The following is a 9,461-nucleotide window of genomic DNA, read 5'->3' on the forward strand; positions in this document are numbered from 1 at the left end:
GGTCTCTCCACCATCACCGGCCGTCACCCCGGCGAAAGCCGGGACCCCGTTCAACCATGCCCCGCCGTCGCGCTCAGCGTCGCCCGCGTGATCCCCAAGCTCGCCAGCGCTGCGTCGTAACGGTTCTCGATCGGCAGCCCGAACAGCAGTTCGCGTGAGAATGGCACCGTCAGCCAGCCATTGCCCTGTATTTCGGTCTCGAGCTGCCCCGGGCTCCAGCCGCAATAGCCGAGCGCGAACAGCGCCTCGCTCGGCGAGTTCTTGAAGGCCATGGCCTTGAGGATGTCGAGCGTCGCCGTGAGGCAGATGTCGTCGGTGACTTCGTAGGAGTTGCCGACGCGGAAATAGTCGGACGAGTGCAGCACGAAACCGCGGCTCTTCTGCACCGGGCCGCCGCGCAGCACCTTGCGGTTGCGCACTTCGTCGGGCAGCTGGATGAGTTCGTCTTTCTCGCCGAGCTGCAGCTCTTCGAGGATATCGGCGAACTTCATGTCCTCGAGGCTCTGGTTGATCACCAGCCCCATGGCTCCTTCTTCGCCGTGCCCGACCAGATAGACGACGGTATCGCGGAAACGGTCATCGCCCATGTCCGGCATGGCGACGAGAAACTGGCCCCTGAGCGACTCCATGACGACATCTCCTGGCACCGGCTTGGCCGGATGCCTCTAATCTAGACCCGGCCCGGGCACTCTGCCTAGCTTCACGAAGACCTGATCCGCCTTTCTATTTAGGGTGCGCTCGGCTATCCGGAAACCCATGCGCACCCCGGCAGTTCTGCTTATCGCCGCCCTCAGCCTCCCCGCCACGGCGGCCGAAACGCCGTGGCAGGATGTTGCCCCCGATGCGAGGGTCCGGCTGATCTCGTCCGATGTGCTGAAGTCCGACGGCACCACCACGGTGGCGCTCGAGATTGACATGCCGATGGCCACCAACACCTATTGGCGGGTGCCCGGTGAAACCGGCATTCCGACCACCTTCGATTTCAGCGGCTCCACCGGCGTGCTCAGCCACGAAGTGCTGTGGCCGTTCCCGTTGCGCGAGACCAAGACCGGCTATGTTGATTTCGTCTATCGCGGCCCGACGGTGCTGCCGGTGGACCTGAAGCTCGATGGTGCGGCCACCAACCTCAAATTGCAGGTGGTGATGGGCGTCTGCTCCGACATCTGCGTGCCGGTGACGGCAAGCTTCGACCTGCCGTTGTCCTTTGCTACCCCCGACCGGGTGCAGGGGCTGCGCATCGCGCAGGCGCTAGCGCTTACACCGATGCCCTGGGAAGACCCGCGCGACCCGATCGCCTGGGTGGGGCTGGACACCGCGAGCGGCGCGCTGGCGGTGCAGGTCAGCGACCACGAGGTCGACCCGCAATCGCTCATCGCCGATGCCGGAGAAGGTGGGCAACTCTTTGGTGCGCCGCAAAAAAGCCCGGATGGAAAACTAGTCCTCCTGCCACTGCTCGGGGGAGAAAGTAGCCGCGACGTGGAGGGCATGCCCGTCCGGCTCACATTCATGACCGAAATGGGTCCGTTCTCGGTCGAGCGGCGGATTTCGTCCGCCGGGTCGACGGCAGCGGACGACTGATCTAAGGTCCCTCGCGCCCGGGTTCCGGGTGTTCGAGTTTTGGTCATGGGGAGCTAGCACAGAGATGACGATCCAGCCCGGCGACAGGATTCCGTCCGTTCCCGTCAAGCTCGTGACCAGCGGCGACACTGTCGATACCACCGCCGACGCCGTGCTCGGCACCGGCAAGATCGTGTTCTTCGGCGTGCCGGGCGCCTTCACCCCGACCTGCGACACCTCGCACCTGCCTGGCTTTGTCGCCAACACCGCGAAATTCAAGGCGCTCGGCGTCGACCGCGTCGTCTGCGGCACGGTCAACGACCACCATGTGACTAAGGCCTGGGGACAGCGTTCCGAGGCCCTGGGGAAGGTCGATTTCATCGCCGATGCCCACGCCCAGTTGGCCGATGCGCTTGGGCTGGACAAGACATCCAACGATCTGGGCAAGCGCTTCGCGCGTTTCGCCATGATCATCGAGAACGGCGTCGTTAAGGACCTCTTCGTGCAGGATGTGGCAGGAGTGACCGTCAGCGGCGCGCCGGCCGTGCTGCTGGCCCTCGAAGCGTCGCGAGTAAGTGCGTAAGGAGCAGTCGCATGGGGTTTGTTGAAGTGGCAGCGACGCAGGGCGCACGGCTGGTTTCGATTGGCGCAGTGGCGCTTGCGCTCTCGGCCTGCTCGATGGGCAATATGTTCGCGCCCGCCGCGAGCGGTCCGTCTCCCATGCAGACCGCCAACCCCACGCAGCAGGAACTGGCAACCGCCAGCACCAATGCGCTGCCTGCCATCGCCACCGAATGCCCGCCGATCAAGGTGCGGCTGGGCGGCGAAGCGCTGTTCTATTACGGCAAGGGCAAGGTGGGTGACGCGCGCGCGCTGAACTACCAGGCGGTGATCGAGAAGCAGTCGCGCAACTGCGTGGTATCCAACGGGCTGATCACCGTGAAGATGGGTATCGTCGGCCGCCTGTTGCTCGGGCCTGCCGGCAACCAGACCAACGTCAACGTGCCGGTGCGTTTCGCGGTGGAACGCGACGAAGTTCCGCTGTTCTCCGAGCGCTACGAAATCCCCGTCACCATCACGCCGCCGAACCAGTCTGAAGAATTCGTGAAGGTGGTCGAGAACGTCGCCATTCCCTACACAGGCGGCGAGCAGATCGTGATCTGGGTCGGCTTCGACAGCTGACGTGACTGTATAGCCGGCGAGGGGCGGATTGACTCCGCCCCGTAAACCCGGCTTAGCATACCTCGACTGCGGGAGAGTCCGGCTTCGCGCCGGCGCCGAAGGAGCAACCGCCCCGGAAACTCTCAGGCAACCGGACCGTAGTCAGACTGAACTCTGGAAAGCGGGTGACCACACCCCACCGAAGGAGCAACTCGCCCATAGGCGGTGAGGAAATCTCTCAGGTTAGCGGACAGAGGGGGCACGAACGCGGGGGCGGTTGCTCACGCGTTGCTGTGCAGTCAACCCCTGGTGTCCCAATGGCCGAACAACCGGCAGACGACCTCAAGACCGTAGTCCTCAACGATAAGCACGTTGCGCTTGGCGGGCGAATGGTGCCGTTCTCCGGCTATTCGCTGCCGGTGCAATACCCCGCCGGCATCATCGCCGAGCACAAATGGACCCGCGAGCATGCGGGGCTGTTCGATGTCTCGCATATGGGCCCGAGCTTCCTCGTGCTCGATCACAAGTCGGGCGACGGCGAAGCCGACCATGCCGCGGTGGCCGAAGTGGTGGAGCCGCTGATCTGCGGCGACATCAAGGGGCTGAAACCCGGGCAGATCCGCTACACGCTGCTGCTCAACGAGGCGGGTGGCACCTATGACGACCTGATGGTCGCCCGACCGGCAGCCGAGGGCTGGGGCGGGGCGCTCTACATCGTGGTCAATGCCGGCACCAAGGAAGCCGATTTCCAGCGCATCGCCACGGCGGCGCTGGGGCGGGCGACGCTCAACCGCTCGGACCACGCGGCGCTGCTGGCGTTGCAGGGGCCGGAGGCGGCGGCGGTGATCGACGCGATCGTCCCGGCCGCTGCCGAACTCGGCTTCATGCACTACGGCTCGTTCGACTGGCGCGACACCAAGCTGGTGATCTCGCGCTCCGGCTATACCGGCGAGGACGGCTTCGAGATCCTCGTCGATCCGGAGCACGCCGCCGCCTTCTGGGATACGCTGCTCGCCGATAACAGGGTGAAGCCGATCGGCCTCGGCGCCCGCGACAGCCTGCGGCTCGAGGCCGGGCTGCCGCTCTATGGCCACGACCTCGATGAGACCATTTCGCCTGTCGAGGCCGGCCTAAACTTCGCCATCTCGAAACGCCGCCGCGAGGCCGCCGATTTCCCCGGCGCCCAGCGCATCCTCGCCGAACTCGGCGGGGTGCTGGAGCGCGTCCGTGTCGGGTTGACGGTGGAAGGCGCGCCGGCGCGCGAAGGTGCGGCGATCCTCGACCAGTACGGCGCCGAGATCGGCGTTGTCACCTCGGGCGGCTTCGCCCCGAGCCTCAGCCGCGCCATCGCCATCGGCTTCGTGCCGCCCGATCACGCCGCCCCCGGCACCAAACTGCAGGTGATGGTGCGCGGCAAGACCCAGGCGGCGGAAGCCGTCGCCACCCCATTCGTTCCCCATCGCTATGTCCGGAAGGCCAGCAAATGACCAAGTTCACCAAGGACCACGAGTACATCACCCAAGAGGGCTCCATCGGAACCGTGGGGATCACGCCCTACGCGCAGGAGCAGCTGGGCGACATCGTCTATGTCGAGCTTCCCAAGGTGGGCCAGAAGCTGAAGGCCGGCGACGAGGCCGCGGTGGTGGAATCGGTGAAAGCCGCGTCCGAGATCTACTCCCCAGTCTCCGGCACCGTCACCGCCGTCAATGAGGCGCTCTCGGGCGAACCCGGCCTCATCAACTCGTCGCCAGAAGCCGACGGCTGGATCTTCAAGCTCCAGCTCGACAACGCGGCCGAGCTCGACGGGCTGATGGATGCCGACGCCTACGCCAAGCTGACTGCCTGAGGATTTCGATGCGCTACCTCCCCCATTCCGAGCACGAGCGGGCCGATATGCTCGCCGTCATCGGCGCCAAGACCGCCGCTGACCTGTTTGCCCGCGTGCCGCGCTCAGCGCTGCTGACCGAGTCGGTGAACCTGCCGGCGCATTCGCCGGAGTTCCTCGTCGAGGCGCACATGAAGGCGCTGGCCGGACGCAACCACGCGGCTGGCGATGGCCCGTTCTTCATCGGCGCCGGCGCCTACCGGCACCACGTGCCGGCGAGCGTCGATCACCTGATCCAGCGTTCGGAATGGCTGACGGCATACACGCCGTACCAGCCGGAGGTCTCGCAGGGGACGCTCCAGATGCTGTTCGAGTTCCAGACCCAGGTGGCGCATCTCACCGGCATGGAGGTCGCCAACGCCTCGATGTATGACGGCTCGACCGCTACAGCCGAGGCGGTGCTGATGGCGCGCCGGCTGACCCGCCGCAACCGCATCGTGCTGTCGGGCGGATTGCACCCGCACTATCGCGACGTGGTCCGCACCTATCTGGGCGATGGCCCAGATCTCATCTGCCTGCCGGCCTCGCCGGAGGGGCAGGGCGACATCCTCAACCGTATCGACAGCGAGACGGCTGCGATCGTCGTGCAGACGCCGGACTTCTACGGCCACCTGCGCGATCTGCGCGCCGCCGCCGACGCGGCGCATGCCGCTGGAGCGCTGCTGATCGTCGTGGTGACCGAGGTGGTGTCGCTGGGCCTGATCGAGGCCCCGGGTGCACTGGGTGCCGATATCGTCGTCGCCGAGGGCCAGTCGATCGGCAACAGCCTAAACTTCGGCGGCCCCTATGTCGGGCTGATGGCGACGAAGAAGGAGTTCATCCGGCAGATGCCTGGCCGGCTCTGCGGCGAGACCGTCGATGCTGACGGCAATCGCGGCTTCGTGCTGACGCTCTCGACCCGCGAGCAGCACATCCGCCGCGAGAAGGCGACGAGCAACATCTGCACCAACTCGGGGCTCTGCGCGCTGGCTTTCTCGATCCACATGTCGCTCTTGGGCGAGGCCGGACTGGTGAAACTGGCCCGCCTCAATCACCACAATGCGGTGAAGCTGGCGCGCATGCTCGGCACGGTGCCGGGCGTCGAACTGCTCAACAAGAGCTTCTTCAACGAGATGACCATCCGCCTCCCGGTCCCCGCAGCGCCGATCGTCGAACTGCTAGCCAGGGCCGACGTCCTCGCTGGCCTCCCGGTCAGCCGGCTGGAGCCGGACAATCCGGATTGCGCCAACCTCATCGTCCTCGCGGCCACCGAACTGACCACCGACGATGATATCGCGATGCTGGCCGAGTGCCTCCACGCCGCCCTCTCGGAGCAAGCCCAATGAGCATGAACAACCAGGGCCGCCCGACCGGCGTCGGCACTTCCGATTTCACCTCCGTCTCAGGCTCGTCGCTGCTCCCTAACGAGCCGCTGCTGTTCGAGATCGGCGACCGCGAGCACTCCGGCGTCGACCTGCCGGACGTGAAGATCGACGGCGCGTTCCTCGGCGGCTTCGAGCGGAAATCCGAGATCGATCTGGCAGGACTCACCGAGCCCGAGACGCTGCGCCACTATGTGCGGCTCAGCCGGCTCAACTACTCGATCGACAGCGGCATGTACCCGCTCGGCTCGTGCACCATGAAGCATAACCCGCGCCTCAACGAGAAGATGGCCCGACTGCCAGGCTTCGCCGACATCCACCCGCTGCAGCCCGTTTCGACCGTCCAGGGCGCGCTGGCACTGATGGATGAGCTGGCGCATTGGCTGCTGACGCTGACCAACACCGCTGCCGTATGCCTGACCCCCAAGGCCGGCGCCCATGGCGAGATGGCCGGCATGATGGCGATCCGTGCCGCGCAGGAAGCGGCAGGGCAGGGGCACCGCAAGGTCGTGCTGGTGCCCGAGAGCGCCCACGGCACCAACCCGGCGACGGCGGCCTTCCTCGGCTACAGCGTGCGCTCGATCCCGGCGCGCGATGACGGCACGGTGGATGTCGAGGCTGTGAAGGCGGCGCTGAGCCCCGACGTCGCGGCGATCATGCTGACCAACCCTAATACCTGCGGGCTGTTCGAGCCGGAGGTGATTGAGATCGCCGCCGCCGTGCACGAGGCTGGCGCCTTCTTCTACTGCGATGGTGCCAACTTCAACGCCATCATGGGCGTGGTGCGGCCGGGCGATCTCGGCATCGACGCCATGCACATCAACCTGCACAAGACCTTCTCCACCCCGCATGGCGGTGGCGGGCCGGGCGCCGGCCCGGTGGTGCTGTCGGCAGCGCTGGCGCCGTTCGCGCCGGTGCCATTCGTCCGGAAAGGCGAACTGGTGGAGCACGCTGAAGGCCAGCACCTCGGCCGCATCACCGCGTTCAACGGCCAGATGGGCATGTACGTGCGCGCGCTGACCTACATGCTGAGCCATGGTGGCGACGGGCTGGCGCAGGCTGCCAAGGATGCCGTGCTCAATGCCAACTACATCAAGGCGCGGCTCGAGCGCGCCTTCTCGGTGCCGTTCCCCGGCCAGCCCTGCATGCACGAGGCGCTGTTCGACGACAGCTTCCTCGAGGGCACCGGCGTCTCGACGCTCGATTTCGCCAAAGCGATGATCGACGAGGGTTTCCACCCGATGACCATGTACTTCCCCCTGGTGGTGCATGGCGCGATGCTGGTGGAGCCGACCGAGAGCGAGAGCAAGCAGACGCTCGACCACTTCTGCGACGTGATGTTGGAACTGGCGGCGGATGCGAAATCCGGCAACAGCGCTCGCTTCACCAGCGCCCCGATGAGCGCACCGCGGCGCCGTCTCGACGAGACGCGTGCAGCGCGCTCGCCGGTGCTGAAGTGGGAACGGGCCGAGCCGCTGCCGCAGGCGGCCGAATAAGGCTCAGGCCGAACGGGCGAGCGGCAGTTCTCTGGGCGTGGTGGCGGGCTTCGCCACCACATCGGCCGCGAACCGGCCGAGCAGATCGTTGAAGACGGCGGGCTGGTCCCAGAACGGCGCGTGTCCCGCCTCGGGGATGATGTGGCAGACATTGCCCCACAGCGTGCGGTAGCGCAGGCCCGCCAGGTAGCTGAGCCGCGCGACCGGCTCATTGGCGCCGTTGACGATGGCGATCGGGATCGTGGCCTCTTCCACCGCCTGCTTCTGGTCGGCCACGTCGCCCCTGAGAAGGCTCCGCGACACCGCCGGCCTGACGCGGCCATCGGCACGCCGGATCGACTGCAGGAAGGTCGGGTCGCCGGCGCCGTGGTAGCACATCTCGTAGAAGCGCTGCGCCTCGCGCTCGCTGAAATGCTCCTTGGCTGCGAGCAGCAGGTCGAGATTGGTCTGGAACGCCTTCAGCATGGCAATGGGGCCGCGGCTGACCGGCGGTGCGCCGACCAGCATCAGGCCGGTGACGCCCGGGTGTCGCGCCATCAACTCGATGCCGACATGGCCGCCAAGCGACCAGCCGAACACCACTGCGTGGTCGATCCCCTTGTGTGCGAGAACTTCGGCCACGGTGTTGGCGAGCGCGTCGACACCGTAGTCGGCCGGTGACTCGGCATCGCTCGATGCCCCATGTCCCGGCAAATCAAGCGCGATCAGGCGGTGCCGCTCGGCCAGCGGGCTGTCGAACTGCTTGCCGAACACCTTTCGCGAAGCGCCCGACCCGTGCAGCAGCACGAGCGGCCCGCCCCGGCCATCGCTTTCGCTGAGGCGGATCGAGGCAGAGCGGGTCTGCACTGTGCTGTGGTAGACGGTCATGCGGGCGTCCTTCGAGAACGACCGGACTCTGCCAGACACTCACTACGTGCCGGTCAACCGGCACGGTGAAGCAACGACGAAGCTGAAAGCTTGTATTTTACCGATATCGCTGGCGCCGCCATGCAACTGCGACTTGTTTAGCTCCCAAACACTACGTAGCGTGATTTTGAAATCGACTGGCGTCACAGGGAGAATGCGAATGGACCTGATCCTCGATCTGATCGTCAGTGCCGTCAGCCTGTCGGTGATCGCCCAGTACAGCTGGTCGCTGAAAGCGCATTTCAACTCGCCCAAAATGCCCACCGGCACCGTGGTGATCTCGGTGGTGGTGCTCGCCACCGCTGCCATCTATGTGGCCCTGCTGTGGATCGAGAGCCAGCCGCTGCTGGCAACCCTTGTCGCCCTCATGCTCGAGGGCCTCGCCATCTGGATGTTCTGGTCCGCCATCAAGGCCTCGCGGGCGGCGCGGCTGAAGATGGCCTTTGACGTGCGGAACCCGCACGGCCTCGTCACCGGCGGCCCCTACCGCTACCTGCGGCACCCGTTCTACACGTCCTATCTGATCTTCTGGATCGGTTGGGCAGTGGCGACCTGGTCGCCGTGGTCTGTCGTGCCGCTGGTCGTGATCACGGTGATCTACGTGCTCGCGGCCCTGGGTGAGGAACGGAAGTTCTCACGCACCGAAATGGCGGCGGACTATGCTGACTATCGCCGGCGCACCGGGTTCTTCTGGCCGCGGCTTGGCGGCAACCCGCAGAGTAGGTGAGCGGAGTCACCACGCCCAGGCGGCCTCGCGATGCCGCGGCGCGCCTTCCCGACCTCTCCCATCCGCCGGCGCCATCCCCGCGAAAGCGGGGATTTCTGTTTCCGCCGAGCCTCCGCCAACGAAGGTTCCCGCTTTCGCCGGGATGACGGCCGATGGGCGGAGCTCGATGGTGCCCCAAACTCGATGCGGCACCTCCCCCTCTGACGGGGGAGGATGGGAGGGGGTGAGCGGAGCCACAATCACGAGGCCGGGCAAGGCGTTGCGAGAATCTTGCACGATTCTATCCCCCCACCTCCTCACCCATGCGATTCTCTCACCCATCCGCTGCACCGAAGCGAGATCATGACGAGTGGTTGGTGCGGGGGAGA

10 protein-coding genes and 1 riboswitch are annotated in these 9,461 nt (G+C 66.1%); of the genes, 8 read left to right on the top strand and 2 right to left on the bottom strand.

The features are described from left to right. Positions 1 to 50: 50 nt before the first annotated feature. Positions 51 to 629, bottom strand: a complete 579-nt coding sequence (locus AC1DWU_RS13950) for a YqgE/AlgH family protein (RefSeq protein ID WP_477150591.1) — start codon at positions 627 to 629, stop codon at positions 51 to 53. A 127-nt stretch (positions 630 to 756) separates the two neighbouring features. Between AC1DWU_RS13950 and AC1DWU_RS13955 the strand changes: the two genes are divergently transcribed. The 7 genes from AC1DWU_RS13955 to gcvPB all read left to right on the top strand — a co-directional run bounded on the left by AC1DWU_RS13955 (position 757) and on the right by gcvPB (position 7,460). After that, the gene (locus AC1DWU_RS13955) at positions 757 to 1,578 is read left to right on the top strand and encodes a protein-disulfide reductase DsbD domain-containing protein (protein WP_477150592.1); all 822 of its coding nucleotides are present in this window, start codon (positions 757 to 759) and stop codon (positions 1,576 to 1,578) included. A gap of 64 nt (positions 1,579 to 1,642) precedes the next feature. Then, positions 1,643 to 2,140 (top strand): redoxin family protein, encoded by a 498-nt coding sequence (locus AC1DWU_RS13960; protein ID WP_477150593.1) that lies wholly within the window; start codon positions 1,643 to 1,645, stop codon positions 2,138 to 2,140. An 11-nt stretch (positions 2,141 to 2,151) separates the two neighbouring features. After that, entirely contained in the window at positions 2,152 to 2,739 is a 588-nt protein-coding gene (locus tag AC1DWU_RS13965; protein ID WP_477150594.1) for a hypothetical protein, read from the top strand. Positions 2,740 to 2,798: 59 nt separating this feature from the next. Continuing rightward, positions 2,799 to 2,887, top strand: a riboswitch (glycine riboswitch). A gap of 148 nt (positions 2,888 to 3,035) precedes the next feature. After that, a complete protein-coding gene (gene gcvT / locus AC1DWU_RS13970; RefSeq protein ID WP_477150595.1) occupies positions 3,036 to 4,205 on the top strand; it encodes a glycine cleavage system aminomethyltransferase GcvT in 1,170 nt (389 codons plus the stop codon). Beyond that, positions 4,202 to 4,564 (top strand): glycine cleavage system protein GcvH, encoded by a 363-nt coding sequence (gcvH, locus tag AC1DWU_RS13975; protein WP_477150596.1) that lies wholly within the window; start codon positions 4,202 to 4,204, stop codon positions 4,562 to 4,564. The genes gcvT and gcvH overlap by 4 nt, the downstream gene beginning before the upstream one ends. 8 nt (positions 4,565 to 4,572) lie before the next feature. After that, on the top strand, positions 4,573 to 5,928 hold the full coding sequence (gcvPA, locus tag AC1DWU_RS13980) for an aminomethyl-transferring glycine dehydrogenase subunit GcvPA (protein ID WP_477150597.1): 1,356 nt from the start codon (positions 4,573 to 4,575) through the stop codon (positions 5,926 to 5,928). Then, on the top strand, positions 5,925 to 7,460 hold the full coding sequence (gcvPB, locus tag AC1DWU_RS13985) for an aminomethyl-transferring glycine dehydrogenase subunit GcvPB (RefSeq protein WP_477150598.1): 1,536 nt from the start codon (positions 5,925 to 5,927) through the stop codon (positions 7,458 to 7,460). The genes gcvPA and gcvPB overlap by 4 nt, the downstream gene beginning before the upstream one ends. Positions 7,461 to 7,463: 3 nt before the next feature. Here gcvPB and AC1DWU_RS13990 read toward each other — a convergent pair whose 3' ends face one another. Continuing rightward, positions 7,464 to 8,327 (bottom strand): alpha/beta fold hydrolase, encoded by an 864-nt coding sequence (locus tag AC1DWU_RS13990; protein ID WP_477150599.1) that lies wholly within the window; start codon positions 8,325 to 8,327, stop codon positions 7,464 to 7,466. Between the two features lie 199 nt (positions 8,328 to 8,526). Between AC1DWU_RS13990 and AC1DWU_RS13995 the strand changes: the two genes are divergently transcribed. After that, positions 8,527 to 9,093 carry a methyltransferase family protein gene (locus AC1DWU_RS13995; protein ID WP_477150600.1) on the top strand — a complete coding sequence of 189 codons (567 nt, stop codon included), beginning with the start codon at positions 8,527 to 8,529 and terminating at the stop codon, positions 9,091 to 9,093. The last annotated feature ends 368 nt before the right edge of the window (positions 9,094 to 9,461 follow it).

The organism is Devosia sp. P2_G7, assembly GCF_056403495.1.